The following is a 16,647-nucleotide window of genomic DNA, read 5'->3' as shown; positions in this document are numbered from 1 at the left end:
ACCACTAAAGGCGACAGCCGGATTTGAACCGGCGATAAGGGTGTTGCAGACCCGTGCCTTACCACTTGGCTATGTCGCCATATTCTATTCTATTCCATCTTTCTGTCAAAAATGACTCCAAGGGGATTTGAACCCCTGTTACCGCCGTGAAAGGGCGGTGTCTTAACCGCTTGACCATGGAGCCTTAGCATTTTGCCAGGCAGCCATTGCTGTCTCCGGCTTCATGAGACCTCCCCCTGTTGGACTCGAACCAACGACACTGCGGTTAACAGCCGCATGCTCTACCGACTGAGCTAAGGAGGACCATTCCTTTGAAAGTATTCCCTACTTCTCTCGTATCTCCTACCTTCAAAACTGCATACATGATTCCTTGGAAATCTGGCTGCCAGAAGCCTTCTCTTCCTCTCCTGGCTATTGGTCAAGCCCTCGACCGATTAGTAGCAGTCAGCTCCATACGTTACCGCACTTCCACCTCTGCCCTATCTACCTCGTCGTCTTCAAGGGGTCTTACTTCCTAAGAATGGGATATCTCATCTCGAGGGGGGCTTCACGCTTAGATGCCTTCAGCGTTTATCCCTTCCCGGCTTGGCTACTCTGCCATGCTCTTGGTAGAACAACAGATACACCAGCGGCCAGTCCATCCCGGTCCTCTCGTACTAAGGACAGCTCCTCTCAAATATCCTACGCCCACGCCGGATAGGGACCGAACTGTCTCACGACGTTCTGAACCCAGCTCGCGTACCGCTTTAATGGGCGAACAGCCCAACCCTTGGGACCTACTACAGCCCCAGGATGCGATGAGCCGACATCGAGGTGCCAAACCACTCCGTCGATGTGAACTCTTGGGAGTGATAAGCCTGTTATCCCCAGGGTAGCTTTTATCCGTTGAGCGATGGCATTCCCACTTAATACCACCGGATCACTAAGTCCTACTTTCGTACCTGCTCCACCCGTCGGTGTCGCAGTCAAGCTCCCTTCTGCCTTTGCACTCTTCGAATGGTTTCCGTCCATTCTGAGGGAACCTTTGAGCGCCTCCGATACCCTTTCGGAGGCGACCGCCCCAGTCAAACTCCCCACCTGACATTGTCCCCCAGCCGGGTCACGGCTGCTGGTTAGAAACCCAATACCGCAAGGGTGGTATCCCAACGCCGACTCCGTGAAAACTGGCGTCCTCACTTCTTCGTCTCCCACCTATCCTGTACATGCAATACCGAATCCCAGTATCAAGCTGGAGTAAAGCTCCATGGGGTCTTTCCGTCCTGGCGCAGGTAACCAGCATCTTCACTGGTACTTCAATTTCACCGGATGCATTGTCGAGACAGCGCTCAAATCATTACGCCTTTCGTGCGGGTCGGAACTTACCCGACAAGGAATTTCGCTACCTTAGGACCGTTATAGTTACGGCCGCCGTTTACTGGGGCTTCAATTCAGAGCTTCGTTTCCTGACTCCTCCTCTTAACCTTCCAGCACCGGGCAGGCGTCAGCCCATATACCTCACCTTTCGGTTTTGCATAGACCTGTGTTTTTGCTAAACAGTTGCTTGAGCCTATTCTCTGCGGCCACATCTTCTGTGGCACCCCTTCTCCCGAAGTTACGGGGTCATTTTGCCGAGTTCCTTGACAATGCTTCTTCCGTCGGCCTTAGGATTCTCTCCTCATCCACCTGTGTCGGTTTCCGGTACGGGTACTGTATAAACAATAGCGGCTTTTCTTGACACATGGCTTACGCTCTTCGCTACTAACTTTCGCTCCGCATCACGTCTTCCCATTGCCACGCGGATTTGCCTACGTGACTGGTACCTCGCTTGCACCGGGCTTCCCATTCCCGGCTCGCACTCACCACATATGTCCCCACAGTTCTGTTACACAGCAGTGCAGGAATCTCCACCTGCTGTCCATCGACTACGACTTTCGTCCTCGCCTTAGGCCCCGACTTACCCAGAGCAGATCAGCTTTACTCTGGAAACCTTGGATATTCGGCCATAAGGATTCTCACCTTATTCTCGCTACTCATTCCGGCATTCTCTCTTCCATGCAGTCCACAGCTCCTTCCGGTACTGCTTCGTCCCACATGCAATGCTCCTCTACCAATCTTTCGATTCCTCAGCTTCGGTGTCGTGTTTTAGCCCCGGACATTTTCGGCGCAGGACCTCTCGACTAGTGAGCTATTACGCACTCTTTGAATGTATGGCTGCTTCTAAGCCAACATCCTAGTTGTCTTCGAAATCCCACATCCTTTTCCACTTAACACGCACTTTGGGACCTTAGCTGGAGGTCTGGGCTCTTTCCCTTTTGACTGCCCAACTTATCTCGTGCAGTCTGACTCCCGATCATCAATTACACGGCATTCGGAGTTTGATATTCTTCGGTAAGCTTTGACGCCCCCTAGGAAATTCAGTGCTCTACCTCCGCAAATCTAAATCGAGGCTAGCCCTAAAGCTATTTCGAGGAGAACCAGCTATCTCCGGGTTCGATTGGAATTTCTCCCCTATCCACACCTCATCCCCACCCTTTTCAACGGATGTGGGTTCGGCCCTCCATTGCCTTTTACGGCAACTTCAGCCTGGACATGGATAGATCACCCGGTTTCGGGTCTACTCTTACTGACTTTGGCCCTATTAAGACTTGGTTTCCCTACGGCTCCAGACCTTTAAGTCCTTAACCTTGCCAGTAAGCGTAACTCGCCGGACCGTTCTACAAAAAGTACGCGGTTCACCACATAAGGGTGTTCCACAGCTTGTAAACACAGGGTTTCAGGTTCTCTTTCACTCCCCTCCCGGGGTTCTTTTCACCTTTCCTTCACAGTACTATCCGCTATCGGTCACTAAGTAGTATTTAGCCTTAGGGGGTGGTCCCCCTGATTTCCCGCAAGGTTCCACGTGTCTCGCGGTACTCTGGATCCTGCTCAGTCTCTTCGGTTTTCGTGTACGGGGCTTTCACCCTCTCTGGCCGGCTTTCCCAAAACCGTTCTTCTAACCTTAGAGAATCTTAAATGCAGTCCGTAACCCCAGTGTGCACGCACACTGGTTTAGGCTCCTCCCATTTCGCTCGCCGCTACTTTGGGAATCGAGTTTTCTTTCTTTTCCTCCGGGTACTTAGATGTTTCAGTTCCCCGGGTTCCCTTCCATACACTATGGATTCATGTATGGATGACAGAGGTCTTCTCTGCCGGGTTTCCCCATTCGGACATCCGCGGATCAAGGGATATTTGCTCCTCCCCGCGGCTTTTCGCAGCTTATCACGTCCTTCTTCGGCTCTTAGTGCCAAGGCATCCGCCCTGCGCTCTTTTTGCTTGACCATCTGCTGTTATAGCGTTAACAGCTTGGCCTTCTTTCCTCTTGATGATAACTTATCATCGATGTCTTCCTATCTTGCGCGTTACCTAAGTAAGTGCACCATTGAATGCGTCCCTACCAGGCAACACGGCGTTTTTCAAGGATTTATTTCTCATGTATGCAATTTTCAAGGTACGAGTTTCAGCAGTTCTTCCTGCTGAGTGGAGATGAAGAGATTCGAACTCTCGACCCCCTGCTTGCAAGGCAGGTGCTCTCCCAACTGAGCTACATCCCCTCATTGGGTATTTTCAAATTTTTATTGGTCTTTTGTGAAAGACCTATGGGCTTAAGTGGGCCTTTGTTCCTCCATGCACGGTATCCCAAAGACCTATGGGCTTAAGTGGACTCGAACCACCGACCTCACGCTTATCAGGCGTGCGCTCTAACCAGCTGAGCTATAAGCCCTTCCTTTTTTCTAATCTGGCAGCCACCTACTCTCCCACACCGTCTCCAGTGCAGTACCCTCGGCCGTCTGGGTCTTAACCGTCGTGTTCGGGATGGGTACGGGTGTCTCCCCCAAACGCATCGCCGCCAGAAGCATTGAGTACTTAGTGAGGCGCTCCGCACCGAACTTAGTACGAAAGCTGTTCTTCGCACCCCTGTGCGCAAGAACTTCCTCCTCCCTTAATACCTCAACAGTAAAACACATGTCTCCTCTACTCCTTCTCTTTTCCTTAGAAAGGAGGTGATCCAGCCGCACCTTCCGATACGGCTACCTTGTTACGACTTCACCCCAGTTATCAGTCCCACCTTCGGCAGCTCCCTCCTTTCGGTTGGGTCACTGACTTCGGGCGTTACTGACTCCCATGGTGTGACGGGCGGTGTGTACAAGACCCGGGAACGTATTCACCGCGACATTCTGATTCGCGATTACTAGCGATTCCAGCTTCATGTAGTCGAGTTGCAGACTACAATCCGAACTGAGACGTTATTTTTGAGATTTGCTCCAGGTCACCCCTTCGCTTCCCTTTGTTTACGCCATTGTAGCACGTGTGTAGCCCAAATCATAAGGGGCATGATGATTTGACGTCATCCCCACCTTCCTCCAGGTTATCCCTGGCAGTCTCCCTAGAGTGCCCAGCTCTACCTGCTGGCTACTAAGAATAAGGGTTGCGCTCGTTGCGGGACTTAACCCAACATCTCACGACACGAGCTGACGACAACCATGCACCACCTGTCTCCTCTGTTCCGAAGAAAAGGGAACATTACTTCCCGGTCAGAGGGATGTCAAGATTTGGTAAGGTTCTTCGCGTTGCTTCGAATTAAACCACATGCTCCACCGCTTGTGCGGGTCCCCGTCAATTCCTTTGAGTTTCATTCTTGCGAACGTACTCCCCAGGTGGAATACTTATTGCGTTTGCTGCGGCACCGAATGGCTTTGCCACCCGACACCTAGTATTCATCGTTTACAGCGTGGACTACCAGGGTATCTAATCCTGTTTGCTCCCCACGCTTTCGAGCCTCAACGTCAGTTACCGTCCAGCAGGCCGCCTTCGCCACTGGTGTTCCTCCTAATATCTACGCATTTCACCGCTACACTAGGAATTCCGCTTGCCTCTCCGGCACTCAAGTCTGACAGTTTCCAATGCAGTCCACAGGTTGAGCCCATGCCTTTCACATCAGACTTGCCAAACCGTCTACGCTCCCTTTACACCCAGTAAATCCGGATAACGCTTGCCCCTTACGTATTACCGCGGCTGCTGGCACGTAATTAGCCGGGGCTTCTTAGTCAGGTACCGTCACTTTCTTCCCTGCTGATAGAAGTTTACATACCGAGATACTTCTTCCTTCACGCGGCGTCGCTGCATCAGGGTTTCCCCCATTGTGCAATATTCCCCACTGCTGCCTCCCGTAGGAGTTTGGGCCGTGTCTCAGTCCCAATGTGGCCGTTCACCCTCTCAGGCCGGCTATGGATCGTCGCCTTGGTGGGCCGTTACCTCACCAACTAGCTAATCCAACGCGGGTCCATCCTATACCACCTCAGTTTTTCACACCGCTTCATGCGAAGCTGTGCGCTTATGCGGTATTAGCAGTCATTTCTAACTGTTATCCCCCTGTATAGGGCAGGTTACCCACGCGTTACTCACCCGTCCGCCACTCAGTCAATAGAAAACTTCAACCGAAATCTCCGTTCTCTATCGCTTCGTTCGACTTGCATGTGTTAAGCACGCCGCCAGCGTTCATCCTGAGCCAGGATCAAACTCTCTGAATTAGTGTTTGATGTCTCAGGATAACCCTTGGCTATCCTAATTCCTCATTACTGCTTTTGGTTCGTTCAAACCGTTCTTGAATGTAAAGAATTTTCGAGTTCTATGTGTTTTACTGTTCAGTTATCAAGGTTCTTTGCTTCCCTCTCGCGAGTCAGCTTGATTATCTTACCAAACCGCTTTCTGTTTGTCAAGAACTTTTTTAGCTTTTTTAAACTTTTTTGTCAGTTCCTGGCGCCTCGCTTGAAGCAGCTTTGTTATATTACCATGTCTTTCCTCTCCTGTCAAGAACTTTTTTCAAGTTTTTTTGACTTTCTTTTGACTGATTAATATAACGAACGGAGAAGGAGGGATTTGAACCCTCGCGCCGCTGTTAACGACCTACTCCCTTTCCAGGGGAGCCCCTTCGGCCAGCTTGGGTACTTCTCCAAAATGCCCTAATCTAAAATCTATATGTTTGACACGTGCGCCTCATTTTCCTCAAATGTTCGCAAATGCCGAACGGAGAGGGTGGGATTCGAACCCACGCGCCCTTGCGGACAAACGGTTTTCAAGACCGCCTCGTTATGACCACTTCGATACCTCTCCAGCTAATCTTTCACACCGACTTTGTCAGCGCAAAATGTATATTACCATCATTGTTCTTTCATGTCAATATACTTTTACAAGTTTTTTTCTGTTTTTCCTCGTTTTTCCGAAATTCCCTATTCTTTATAATGATATCCGCAATTTCAAGGTCTTCTGGTGTCGTAATTTTTATATTTTCATAGGAACCTAAAACCAATTTCACCTTGCATCTACCTTCTTGTTCTACCACCATGGCGTCATCTGTAATCAGATGCATTTTTCTCTTCCGAATATTTTCGTGAGCTTCGCGCAGTATATTATAGGAAAAAACTTGTGGCGTCTGCACATTCCACACCAGTTCTCGCGACGGTGTCTCAGACACATATCCTTCACTGTCTGCTACCTTCACCGTATCCTTCGATGGTACCCCCACAACACAAGCCCCGCACTCTCTCACCGCCGCAAAAGCCCTATCCAAAATATCCTCTGTGATCATCGGTCGTGCTCCATCATGTACAAAGACATAATCTGTGTCTGCACACGCCAGCAGTCCCTGATAGACAGAGTCATACCGCTCTTTTCCTCCTGGAATGATCTTGGCTACTTTCGTGATTTGATATTTTTCTACAATCTCTTTTCGACAGTATTCCAGACTCTCTTGCCCTGTCACCAGGATAATTTCATCCATCCACTCACATTCCTGAAAACATCTCAGAGAATAATAGAGAACCGGATGCCCTTGAATTGACAAAAATTGTTTCTGTATTTTTGTCTTCATTCTCTTTCCCTGTCCTGCCGCCAGAACAATCGCCGTACACTTCTCACCCATCTTAACGCTCTCCTAACTTCAAATTCGGAATCGCATTCAAATCCCAGCCGTGCCTGGTCCCTTTTTGATACTCATAGTAAGCAGCTACGCCAATCATCGCAGCATTATCGGTACAGAAAATCGGTGACGGATGATAAAACAGGCAACCATTTCTCTCACAGGCATCCTTCATCGCCTGTCTTAAATGACGGTTTGAAGCCACCCCTCCCGCCACAGCTACTTTTTCCATCTGATAGTCTTTTGCTGCCTGCATCGTATGTTCCACCAGTACTTCTATCACAGCCTTCTGGAAGGATGCTGCTAAATCTGCTGCATTTACCTCCTGCCCCCGCATTTTAGCTTGATTCAGATAATTCAGCACTGCCGATTTCACTCCGCTGAAGCTAAAATCGTAGGGTGCTCCTTCGATTTTTCCCTTTGGAAATTCGATTGCCTCTGGATTTCCCTCATCAGACAACTTGTCAATTTTCGGACCTCCCGGATATCCCAAACCGATTGCGCGGGCCACCTTGTCAAAAGCCTCCCCCGCAGCATCATCCCTAGTCCTGCCCAAAATTTCAAACTCCCCGTAATCTTTTACGATCACCAGATGCGTATGTCCCCCTGACACAATCAGACATAGAAAAGGAGGTTCCAAATCCGGATGTTCAATATAATTGGCAGATACATGCCCTTCGATATGATGTACTCCCACCAAAGGTAGCTTTTTCGCATAGCTGATGGCTTTTGCCTCGGCAACTCCCACCAAAAGAGCCCCCACCAATCCGGGGCCATAAGTAACCCCTACTGCGTCCAGATCCTCCAAAGTTACTCCAGCATCTGCCAGCGCCTGTTCTATCACCTGATTAATTTTTTCAATGTGCTTTCTAGACGCAATCTCAGGAACTACACCACCATAAAGTTTGTGCAATTCAATCTGTGAAGAAATCACATTCGATAAAATTGTCCTTCCGTTTTTCACCACTGAGGCCGCAGTCTCATCACAAGAACTCTCTATCGCCAAAATTAACGTATCTTTTTCCATCTCTTCTCCATCCTAATCTATAAAATTCAGCTCGACACTTTTCCCGTCTTTTCCCAAATACGTTTCCGGGAAAATTTCTCTGGCTTCAGGAAGAAATTCATCCGGCCGCACCAAAGACGGACTATAATGTGTCAGCCACATTTCTTTTACCTTGGCTGCCTTCGCAAGAGTAGCCGCTTCTGTAAAAGTCATATGTTTATATTCTTTCGCTTTTGCTTCCTTTTCCTTTCCGCCATACATTCCTTCACAGATAAATAGGTCAGAGTTCACCGCGTTTCGCGCAATGGATTCCGTGGGCCTCGTATCCGTGGAATAAGTTACCTTAATTCCTTTTCGATCCGGACCTAACACCATATCAGGCGTATAAGTTTTCCCCGCCTCCTCGATCGTTTCCCCATTTTGCAGACGGCTCCAAAAACGCTGCGGTATCTCATGGGCATGGGCATTCTCCACCGAAAACTTCCCTTTTCGCAATATCTCCAGCGAATACCCATAGCAAACTACATTGTGGTTCACCCGAAATGCAGTAATCCGATACCCGTTCAACTCCAACACCTCTTCAGCCTTGGTCAATTCTATATACTGAATCGGAAAAGGCAGTTCCGGCGCAATAATCCTGAGCGCGTTCACCACACGTTCCACTCCTCTTGGCCCTACCAGTGTCAAAGGTTCTGTGCGATCCGCATTTCCCATTGTCAACAGCAAGCCCGGCAAACCACTAATATGGTCTCCGTGAAAATGTGTAAAACAAATCACATCAATGGGTTTAAAACTCCACCCTTTTTCCTTGATGGCCACCTGAGTCCCCTCGCCACAATCAATCAAAAGAGTACTTCCATTATATCTCGTCATTAGTGCAGTCAGCCATCTTCTCGGCAGCGGCATCATTCCACCGCATCCTAACAAACATACATCCAACATTCTTATTCAACCTTTTCTATTAATCTCAATTACATAAGCTCCGTCTCTGTCTCAATAGTAACTGGAACTTGAAATCCCTTGATAAACCGATCATAACACGCTTCACACAGAACAAAGGAATGAATCTCTCCATCTTTTTTGGAAAAGTATCCCCACTTTTTTTGTATACAGCAGACATCTTCCCGCAAAATTCCATTTTGCTTTACAATTACTCTCCCACATTGATTGCAGGTAACTTTTCTCGGTTCTCCATAGCTATCTCTCTCATAATTTCTCATAAGTACCCTCCTGCTTCTGTTCTGTCTCCAAGTATACCTGGATGAACCCAAAAGTCCAGCGGGAAATTATGTCAACTTCCACTCATAAGTATTGCATCTTCCACGGGATTTTCATAATAGTTCTTTCGAGTCCCGTCTCTTACAAAACCCAGCTTTTCATACAAGCCGACTGCCGCTTGATTACTCTCTCGGACTTCCAAATGAAAAACACGAACACCCTTTTCTCGCATCTTCTCCATCGTTCCTTGCAGCAACCTGCGCCCAACACCTCTGCGCTGATATTTTCCAGAGACAGCGACCTTTACAATATCTCCTTCATCCAAAACCGTAACAATTCCACAGTAGCCTACGAGCTTCCCTTCTTCCTCAGCCACAAAAAAACAGACATCCTCTCTTAGAAAAAAAGAAAACAACCCATTCAAAGACCAAGGCACCTGAAACAATTCTTCTTCCAAAACAGCTACGCTCTCTAGATCATCCATCTCCATCTCTCGTATCTTTACCACGGTACCACCCACCTTTCTTTCGTTATTGGTCTCCTTGCTGTCTCTGTTGCCTTTCGCGCTCGGCCTGAGACAATCTTAAATATTCCGGCTGGTGTTCCGCCGCCGTCTGAACCTTTCCTTTCATATAATAGATAGTTCCCAGAGAAGCCACTGACGCAGCCCTCTGACGGTTTAGGTGCGCCGGTGCGAAATATACTGGTACCTGACTCGCAGTCATAATCGTTTCCTTAAAGACTGGTACCCCGTCTCCTAGAAAAGTCACTGCCTCTCCCAGTTCATTAAGTTCTTCCAAAATCTCATGGATTCCCACAGCCTTCTGTGCCTCTACGATCTGAAAATCCCCATTCACAAAACGGTATATCCCTGTATAGACTTGACTGCGACGCGCATCCATAATAGGACAAACAACACCTTGCGCGCCATATAGATTATATGCCAAAGCATCTACAGTTGGTACGGAAATCAACGGTTTTTTCAATGCCAGCCCCAGCCCTTTTGCAGTCGCCGCCCCTATCCTAAGCCCTGTAAACGATCCGGGACCCGCTGCCACCGCAATCCCGTCGATCTGTTCTAAATCCAACTCCAGCATCTTCACAATCTCATCCAACATTGGAAGCAGCGTCTGTGAGTGTGTTTTCTTGTGATTGACCGTGTACTCACTCAAAAGCACATCGTTTTCCACTATTGCCACAGATGCCACCAGCCCGGAACTGTCAATTCCTAAAATTTTCATTCCAAATTCACCCCTTCCAACGTAATTCTGCGGTAATCAAATCCTTTTTCCAAATTTTTTTCTATAACAATAGAAATTACATTCTCTGGCAGGATTTCCTGAATTAAATTCGCCCACTCGATCAGACAGATACCGTCTCCAAAAAAATAATCGTCATATCCGATCTCCTCCATTTCTTCCACGTCACCAATTCGATAGACATCAAAATGGTAAAAAGGGAGGCGTCCCTCTTGATATTCCTGTAAAATCGTAAACGTTGGACTGCTAATCGGCTCTGTAATCTTCAACCCTGCTGCCACCCCCTGGGTCAACACGGTTTTTCCCACTCCCAGATCCCCTTCTAAGGTATAGATTTGTCCTTTCTTCGCTTGCTGACCAATTCGTCTGCCCAACTCAAAGGTCTCCTGTGCACTGTTGGTCTCATATATCATTTTATCATCCTCATTGACTATTTCTTAATTATCTCTTAACTTTTGCATTATAGCATTCCCACAAAAAATGTTCTACCTTTTTCTTGCATGATTTTTCCGATCATATTATAATAGAATTTATTCCTGTTAGATAGATCTAGGAAAATACACCAATATATAAAGGAGATTATCATGGCAAATCCAGTTGTAACCATCACCATGGAAAACGGTGACGTAATGAAAGCAGAATTATATCCGGAAATCGCGCCTAATACAGTAAATAACTTCATCAGCCTCGTCAAAAAAGGTTTTTATGATGGACTTATCTTTCACCGTGTCATCAACGGTTTTATGATTCAAGGTGGATGTCCCGACGGAACTGGAATGGGCGGTCCCGGTTACAGCATCAAGGGAGAATTCACTCAGAATGGTTTCGTAAACCAGTTAAAACATGAACCAGGCGTTCTCTCCATGGCAAGAGCCATGCATCCAGATTCTGCTGGCTCCCAGTTTTTCCTGATGCACAAGACTTCCCCTCATCTAGATGGAAGCTACGCAGCCTTTGGAAAAGTCACTGAAGGTCTGGATGTAGTTAACAAAATCGCCGAAGTTCCCACTGATTTTCGTGATAAACCTCTGGAACCCCAAGTTATTAAATCTATGGTTGTCGAGACTTTCGGCGTTGACTATCCAGACCCAGAAATACTCCATTAAGATCGGATAGGAAAAGATCTCCAAGGCACTGCTAGAGCGGTGCCTTTTTCATAATTATAGGAAAGGCCTTGTCACGCCAATGCGCGAAAATCCTTTCCTATAACATAAACGCTCTGCTAAGGATGTGCACACAACAATGAGGAATTTCACCGCAAAACGGTTTTGCGGCGGCACACAAAGTGGAACACGCCCCTCAAGATTGAGAAAGAACAGAGAACCGAAGTGGGCTTGCCCACTTTGTCTCGTTATAGGAAAGCCTCTATTACACAGAGATTCTTCTTCTCAAATCTCATAGAGCAGATACTCTCCGTCTTTTTCTGCAAAATACAGTTCCTTTACTTTCCTCATCTTAGCCTTACCGCTCGTTCCCTCAGTGATGGCCTTTTGAATCTCATCCATACTATTGACCGGAACCAAGAGCTTCAGACATACTTTTTCTGTATACTCAGCTTCCTGTATCGGAATTCTTCTCTCCCCCGCCAAATATTGTATCCTGCCGATTCCATTGTAATCTGTCTCCACAGCCAATAAGATCCCGTGCTTTCTCTCTATGATGCAGCTATTAGCCAATCCTTCCTGAACGGCTTTTGAATATGCGCGCACCAATCCGCCGGTACCCAGCAAAGTACCACCAAAATAACGAGTTACCACAACCGCCGTGTCATACAAATCTTCTCCTAACAATACATCTAACATAGGACGTCCCGCCGTCTGACTCGGCTCCCCATCATCGCTGCAACGAGTATATTCTCTGTGCTCTCCGATCACATAGGCTGAACAATTGTGTCTGGCATCCCAATATTTTTTCTTCATCTCCTCTATAAAAGCCTGGGCCTCTTCCTCACTCTTCACTGGGCGGACGTTTGCGATAAATCGAGATTTTTTCTCTACAATCTCTCCTTGTCCCCCCTCGTAGACCGTTTTATATCTCTCCAACATAACGATACCTCTAATTGTCTATTTCCTTAATATTTTGATTATATTTATATAAACTATTTAAGCCATGCGACTGCTAAGAACAAAGTGAGCAAGCCTAATTCAACTCCCTCATCCCCGCAATCTTGAAGGGCGCGTCCCATTTTCGCGCCGCCGCAAACTCTTTTTGTGGTGCATTACTTTATTGCGGCGTGCGTATCCTTATCGGAGCGCTCGTGTAGTAAAAAAGGTCTTTCATGCATTAGCGCGACAAACTCTTTCCTATTACAGAACATAACTCCAGCGCAATCTTGCTTGCAGAGAAGTTTTGATCTTATCAAACATATGGCGCTCAGCCATGAGCGAAGATTCCGACGCGTATACGGCTGAAAAGCAGTAGTTACAAATCTGAACTTACATGGCTGAATAGTTACCATTTATTCTATCATACTTTTTTTCAAAAGTCTCTGCCTGTTATTTATTAATCATTTCTAAAATGTTATCTATATTTTGTGAAGTTTTCGCTATGGGGGTTTATTTCATTTTTTTTATTTGCTATAATAAGTAGGATTATAAGGAGGAGTGCTATGAATTACGGAAAAAAATCGACTTCTAAGAAGCGTAAGGCTTTGACTTCTCGATCTTCCATGATAGAAAAACGGGCACACGTATCCGCTTTGCGGGTTTTATTCATATCTTTGCTCACCTTAGGCGTCATCGTCATCTTCGGCGGAATCGGTGCCTTTAAAGGAGTTATTGATAATGCGCCTGATGTGGATGACATCGACATTATGCCCCTCGGCTACGCGTCTTTCCTGTACGACGGAGACGGTAATCAGATTCGAAAGCTGGCAGCTCCAGATTCAAACCGTCTTCCTGTGTCCATTGACGATATCCCTCTGGATCTCCAGCACGCTGTAGTCGCCATCGAAGATGAACGTTTCTATGAACACAACGGAATAGACGTGCGCGGAATCCTCCGTGCATTTGTCAAAGGCGTCTCCGACGGTACCTTTTCAGAAGGCGCCAGTACCATAACCCAGCAGTTATTGAAGAACAATGTCTTTACAGACTGGACAAACGAATCTACCTGGCTGGAAAAATTCACACGAAAATTCCAGGAACAGTATCTGGCAATTCAGGTGGAAAAAAAGATCAATGACAAAGAAGTCATTTTGGAAAATTATCTGAATACCATCAATCTCGGTGCTGGAGCCTATGGTGTGCAGGCAGCCGCCCAGCGCTATTTTAACAAAGACGTCAAAGATTTAACCCTTTCTGAATGTGCTACCATAGCCGGTATTACACAGAACCCTACCAAATACAATCCGATCATTAATCCCGAAGACAATGCAAAACGTCGAAAGGTTGTCCTGGAACGAATGCTGGAACAAGGGTATATTTCCCAATCGGAATACGAAGAAGCATTGGCAGACGATGTCTATTCCCGTATTCAACAAACAGAATCACAAACGACAACCACTTCTGTGTACACTTATTTCGAGGACGAAGTAATTGATCAGGCCATCGATGCCTTAGTAAGCGTCAAAGGATATACTGAGACGCAGGCCAGAAACGCTCTTTACAGCGGAGGGTTAGACGTATACACCACCTTGGATCCAGAGGTTCAGACTATCTTAGATGAAGAGTATTCGAATCCTGACAATTTCCCAAGCGGTACTCAGTATGCCCTGGACTTTGCTCTCACTGTATCGAATCCTGACGGCGAGGAAGTAAACTACAGCAAAGAGATGCTGACTCTTTACTTCAAAAACCAAGACCCTGATTTTGATTTACTGTTTGATTCTCCTGAAGAAGGACAATCTTATGTAGACCAGTATAAGGCTTCTATCCTTGCCGACGGCAGCACGGTAATCGCTGAGAGAGTCAGCTTCGCTCCGCAGCCGCAGTCTTCTATGAGTATCATTGACCCAAGCACTGGTTACGTAAAGGCTCTGATCGGGGGCCGTGGTGAGAAAGCTGCCAGCCTGACCTTAAACCGTGCCACAGACACTACCCGTCAGCCTGGTTCTACTTTTAAGATACTATCCACCTACGCTCCAGCGTTGAACGAAAAAGGTATGACACTGGCCACTACTTTTGAGGACGAGCCCTACGAGTATCCTGACGGGACTCCCGTTCGAAACTCAAACAACAGTTACGGCGGAGAGACGACGATTCGAAAAGCAATCCAAAACTCTGTCAATGTAGTTGCTGTAAAATGTCTCGAAGAAGTAACTCCTAGTCTGGGATTGGAATATCTAGACAGCTTTGGGTTCACTACACTGGCTCACGGTGATGCCTCTGATACAGATTCTGATGGCAACGTCTACAGTGACGCTAACCTTCCCTTGGCATTGGGCGGAATCACTTACGGTGTCACGAACGTGGAGCTAAACGCGGCTTATTCAGCAATCGCAAATGGCGGTAAGTATATCAAACCTATTTATTTCACAAAAATTTTGGACAGGGAAGGAAATGTTCTTATAGACAATACCCCGGAAGAGACCGAGGTAATCAAAGAGAGTACCGCCTGGCTCCTAACCAATGCAATGGAAGATGTTGTCAAATACGGAACTGCTACGAACTGTCAGTTGAGCAACATGCCAGTGGCCGGTAAAACTGGTACCACCGACACCTACAACGACCTGTGGTTCGTGGGTTACACACCTTATTACTGCTGTGCTGTATGGTCCGGTTACGATAACAATGAAAAAATTCCGTCTGACTATATGTCGAGGAATTTTCACAAACTTTTGTGGCAAAAGGTCATGTCGAGGTTACACGAAGATCTGGATTACAAAGATTTTGAACAGCCGCCGACCGTCGAAAAAGAGAGCGTTTGTTCTACGACTGGACTGCTTCCCAGATTGGGCTGCCCAACAGTCACAGAATATTTTGATATCACCTCTCTTCCGACCCAGCGTTGTGAAAAACACTATTACACTTACACACCACCAGCTACAGACTACGACGATGATGACACAGATAAGTCCAACACGGATACAGGCACTACCGGCACCCCCACTCCTGACCCTGGCGAAAATCCCGGAGACGACAATACTGGAGAGGAACCTGGTGAAGATCCTGGTGAAAATCCCGGCGGCGAAGATCCGGGAACGGATCCCGGAGAAGATCCCGGCACTGAAGACCCGGGAGACATCCCTACAGAACCAACTGGTTCTAGCTGAGTTATAATATTGTGAAAACATAAAAAATCGCTTAGACCGTACAGCCTAAGCGATTTTTTTATATGAACTCCTGATAAAATTTACAAAACCATCTTAGCAGCTCCATAAATCCCAGCATCATTTTCTAATTTTGCCAGCACAATCGGTGTATTTTTACAGGAAGAAAATGCATATTTCTTAAAATACTTTTCAACACAATCTGTCAAGATCTTTCCTGCTTTTGATACACCACCGCCCACAACTATTACACTGGGGTCTGTCACGCAAGCAATACAGGCAAGCGCTCCACCAAGATATTCTCCAAAGATTTCCACAACTCTCTGTGCCAGCTGATCTCCCTGCTTATAAGCATCAAAGACGGTTTTCGCAGTGATTTCTTTCTGCCTGAGCATGCTCTCATCCTCACAACTACATAGAATTTTCTTTGCCATTCTGACAATTCCTGTGGCTGACGCCATCTGTTCTAAACACCCTTGATTCCCACAATTGCAGGACTCCGTCTCCTCATGATTCACATTCATATGCCCAATCTCTCCGCCCGCGCCGTGCGTACCTGACAGAATACGGCCGTTCACAATAATTCCGCCGCCAACTCCGGTTCCCAGAGTTACCATAACTACATTGTCCTCTCCTGCTGCCGCACCTTTCCACGCTTCTCCCAATGCAGCTACATTGGCATCATTTCCGGCCATGGCCGGAATCCCTGTCAGCGCCTCTAGCTCTTCAGAGACTTTCTTATATCCCCAGAAAAGATTGACAGCTTGTATCACATCTCCCTGCGAATTCACCGGTCCCGGTACTCCTACACCGATACCGATTACTTCCTCTTTGGAGATCTCTTTTTCCTGTAATTTTTTTTCCACTGTATCCGCAATATCCGGCAATATTTTTTCCCCAGAATTTTCCGTACGGGTCTTGACCTCCCATTTTTCTAACAGCTTTCCATCTGTCTGAAATAAGCCGCATTTGATCGTAGTTCCACCCACGTCTATTCCAAAACAATATCTCTTCATTGTCT

At 47.0% G+C, this 16,647-nt stretch carries 11 protein-coding genes, 7 tRNA genes and 3 rRNA genes; 2 read left to right on the top strand and 19 right to left on the bottom strand.

The features are described 5' to 3' along the window. Positions 1 to 8 precede the first annotated feature (8 nt). The 17 genes from BLHYD_RS03445 to tsaE all read right to left on the bottom strand — a co-directional run bounded on the left by BLHYD_RS03445 (position 9) and on the right by tsaE (position 10,830). A tRNA-Cys gene (locus tag BLHYD_RS03445) sits at positions 9 to 79 on the bottom strand. A gap of 33 nt (positions 80 to 112) precedes the next feature. Beyond that, positions 113 to 184, bottom strand: a tRNA-Glu gene (locus tag BLHYD_RS03440). 46 nt (positions 185 to 230) lie between these two features. Continuing rightward, positions 231 to 303 (bottom strand) — tRNA-Asn (locus BLHYD_RS03435). A 110-nt stretch (positions 304 to 413) separates the two neighbouring features. Beyond that, positions 414 to 3,298, bottom strand: a 23S ribosomal RNA gene (locus BLHYD_RS03430). A gap of 198 nt (positions 3,299 to 3,496) precedes the next feature. Next, positions 3,497 to 3,569 (bottom strand) — tRNA-Ala (locus BLHYD_RS03425). 96 nt (positions 3,570 to 3,665) lie between these two features. Then, positions 3,666 to 3,739: transfer RNA gene (locus tag BLHYD_RS03420), tRNA-Ile, on the bottom strand. 13 nt (positions 3,740 to 3,752) lie between these two features. Then, positions 3,753 to 3,870 (bottom strand): 5S ribosomal RNA (gene rrf, locus BLHYD_RS03415). A gap of 142 nt (positions 3,871 to 4,012) precedes the next feature. Beyond that, positions 4,013 to 5,546: ribosomal RNA gene (locus BLHYD_RS03410) — 16S ribosomal RNA — on the bottom strand. Together the 16S, 23S and 5S rRNA genes with 7 tRNA genes alongside form the textbook arrangement of a ribosomal RNA operon. A 334-nt stretch (positions 5,547 to 5,880) precedes the next feature. Then, positions 5,881 to 5,970, bottom strand: a tRNA-Ser gene (locus BLHYD_RS03405). A 73-nt stretch (positions 5,971 to 6,043) separates the two neighbouring features. Next, positions 6,044 to 6,129, bottom strand: a tRNA-Ser gene (locus tag BLHYD_RS03400). Positions 6,130 to 6,187: 58 nt separating this feature from the next. Beyond that, positions 6,188 to 6,937, bottom strand: a complete 750-nt coding sequence (gene ispD, locus BLHYD_RS03395) for a 2-C-methyl-D-erythritol 4-phosphate cytidylyltransferase (protein WP_005947712.1) — start codon at positions 6,935 to 6,937, stop codon at positions 6,188 to 6,190. A gap of 1 nt (position 6,938) precedes the next feature. Beyond that, positions 6,939 to 7,961 carry a tRNA (adenosine(37)-N6)-threonylcarbamoyltransferase complex transferase subunit TsaD gene (gene tsaD / locus BLHYD_RS03390; protein ID WP_055163863.1) on the bottom strand — a complete coding sequence of 341 codons (1,023 nt, stop codon included), beginning with the start codon at positions 7,959 to 7,961 and terminating at the stop codon, positions 6,939 to 6,941. A gap of 12 nt (positions 7,962 to 7,973) precedes the next feature. After that, positions 7,974 to 8,882, bottom strand: coding sequence for a ribonuclease Z (locus BLHYD_RS03385; protein ID WP_021844284.1), 909 nt, complete (start codon positions 8,880 to 8,882; stop codon positions 7,974 to 7,976). 29 nt (positions 8,883 to 8,911) lie between these two features. After that, on the bottom strand, positions 8,912 to 9,160 hold the full coding sequence (locus BLHYD_RS03380; RefSeq protein WP_005947706.1) for a hypothetical protein: 249 nt from the start codon (positions 9,158 to 9,160) through the stop codon (positions 8,912 to 8,914). Between the two features lie 71 nt (positions 9,161 to 9,231). Then, positions 9,232 to 9,666 carry a ribosomal protein S18-alanine N-acetyltransferase gene (gene rimI, locus BLHYD_RS03375; protein WP_021844282.1) on the bottom strand — a complete coding sequence of 145 codons (435 nt, stop codon included), beginning with the start codon at positions 9,664 to 9,666 and terminating at the stop codon, positions 9,232 to 9,234. Between the two features lie 22 nt (positions 9,667 to 9,688). Beyond that, complete coding sequence (tsaB, locus tag BLHYD_RS03370; RefSeq protein ID WP_005947702.1) at positions 9,689 to 10,399, bottom strand: tRNA (adenosine(37)-N6)-threonylcarbamoyltransferase complex dimerization subunit type 1 TsaB; 711 nt, start codon at positions 10,397 to 10,399, stop codon at positions 9,689 to 9,691. Further along, positions 10,396 to 10,830, bottom strand: a complete 435-nt coding sequence (tsaE, locus tag BLHYD_RS03365) for a tRNA (adenosine(37)-N6)-threonylcarbamoyltransferase complex ATPase subunit type 1 TsaE (protein ID WP_005947700.1) — start codon at positions 10,828 to 10,830, stop codon at positions 10,396 to 10,398. The genes tsaB and tsaE overlap by 4 nt, the downstream gene beginning before the upstream one ends. A 171-nt stretch (positions 10,831 to 11,001) precedes the next feature. Here tsaE and BLHYD_RS03360 point away from each other — a divergent pair, with 171 nt between their 5' ends. Next, entirely contained in the window at positions 11,002 to 11,523 is a 522-nt protein-coding gene (locus tag BLHYD_RS03360) for a peptidylprolyl isomerase (RefSeq protein WP_021844280.1), read from the top strand. Positions 11,524 to 11,805: 282 nt separating this feature from the next. Here the strand turns inward: BLHYD_RS03360 and BLHYD_RS03355 are convergent, their stop codons facing one another. Further along, entirely contained in the window at positions 11,806 to 12,462 is a 657-nt protein-coding gene (locus tag BLHYD_RS03355; RefSeq protein ID WP_005947695.1) for a YigZ family protein, read from the bottom strand. 563 nt (positions 12,463 to 13,025) lie between these two features. On the opposite strand from BLHYD_RS03355, the gene BLHYD_RS03350 reads away from it, so the two are divergent. Then, complete coding sequence (locus tag BLHYD_RS03350; RefSeq protein WP_040350468.1) at positions 13,026 to 15,629, top strand: transglycosylase domain-containing protein; 2,604 nt, start codon at positions 13,026 to 13,028, stop codon at positions 15,627 to 15,629. An 80-nt stretch (positions 15,630 to 15,709) separates the two neighbouring features. Here BLHYD_RS03350 and BLHYD_RS03345 read toward each other — a convergent pair whose 3' ends face one another. Further along, positions 15,710 to 16,642 carry an ROK family glucokinase gene (locus tag BLHYD_RS03345; protein ID WP_005947691.1) on the bottom strand — a complete coding sequence of 311 codons (933 nt, stop codon included), beginning with the start codon at positions 16,640 to 16,642 and terminating at the stop codon, positions 15,710 to 15,712. Between the last annotated feature and the right edge of the window lie 5 nt (positions 16,643 to 16,647).

Origin of the sequence: Blautia hydrogenotrophica DSM 10507, assembly GCF_034356035.1 — a bacterium.
Classification (GTDB): Bacteria; Bacillota; Clostridia; order Lachnospirales; family Lachnospiraceae; genus Blautia_A; species Blautia_A hydrogenotrophica.
This window is presented reverse-complemented; position numbering and strand designations above follow the sequence as displayed.

What these genes read in the sequence shown, in the direction of transcription:
- tsaB (WP_005947702.1), bottom strand. Translation starts at nt 10,399, where the DNA reads ATGAAAATTTTAGGAATTGACAGTTCCGGGCTGGTGGCATCTGTGGCA.
- BLHYD_RS03360 (WP_021844280.1), top strand. Translation starts at nt 11,002, where the DNA reads ATGGCAAATCCAGTTGTAACCATCACCATGGAAAACGGTGACGTAATG.
- BLHYD_RS03380 (WP_005947706.1), bottom strand. Translation starts at nt 9,160, where the DNA reads ATGAGAAATTATGAGAGAGATAGCTATGGAGAACCGAGAAAAGTTACC.
- tsaD (WP_055163863.1), bottom strand. Translation starts at nt 7,961, where the DNA reads ATGGAAAAAGATACGTTAATTTTGGCGATAGAGAGTTCTTGTGATGAG.
- BLHYD_RS03355 (WP_005947695.1), bottom strand. Translation starts at nt 12,462, where the DNA reads ATGTTGGAGAGATATAAAACGGTCTACGAGGGGGGACAAGGAGAGATT.
- BLHYD_RS03385 (WP_021844284.1), bottom strand. Translation starts at nt 8,882, where the DNA reads ATGTTGGATGTATGTTTGTTAGGATGCGGTGGAATGATGCCGCTGCCG.
- tsaE (WP_005947700.1), bottom strand. Translation starts at nt 10,830, where the DNA reads ATGATATATGAGACCAACAGTGCACAGGAGACCTTTGAGTTGGGCAGA.
- BLHYD_RS03345 (WP_005947691.1), bottom strand. Translation starts at nt 16,642, where the DNA reads ATGAAGAGATATTGTTTTGGAATAGACGTGGGTGGAACTACGATCAAA.
- BLHYD_RS03350 (WP_040350468.1), top strand. Translation starts at nt 13,026, where the DNA reads ATGAATTACGGAAAAAAATCGACTTCTAAGAAGCGTAAGGCTTTGACT.
- ispD (WP_005947712.1), bottom strand. Translation starts at nt 6,937, where the DNA reads ATGGGTGAGAAGTGTACGGCGATTGTTCTGGCGGCAGGACAGGGAAAG.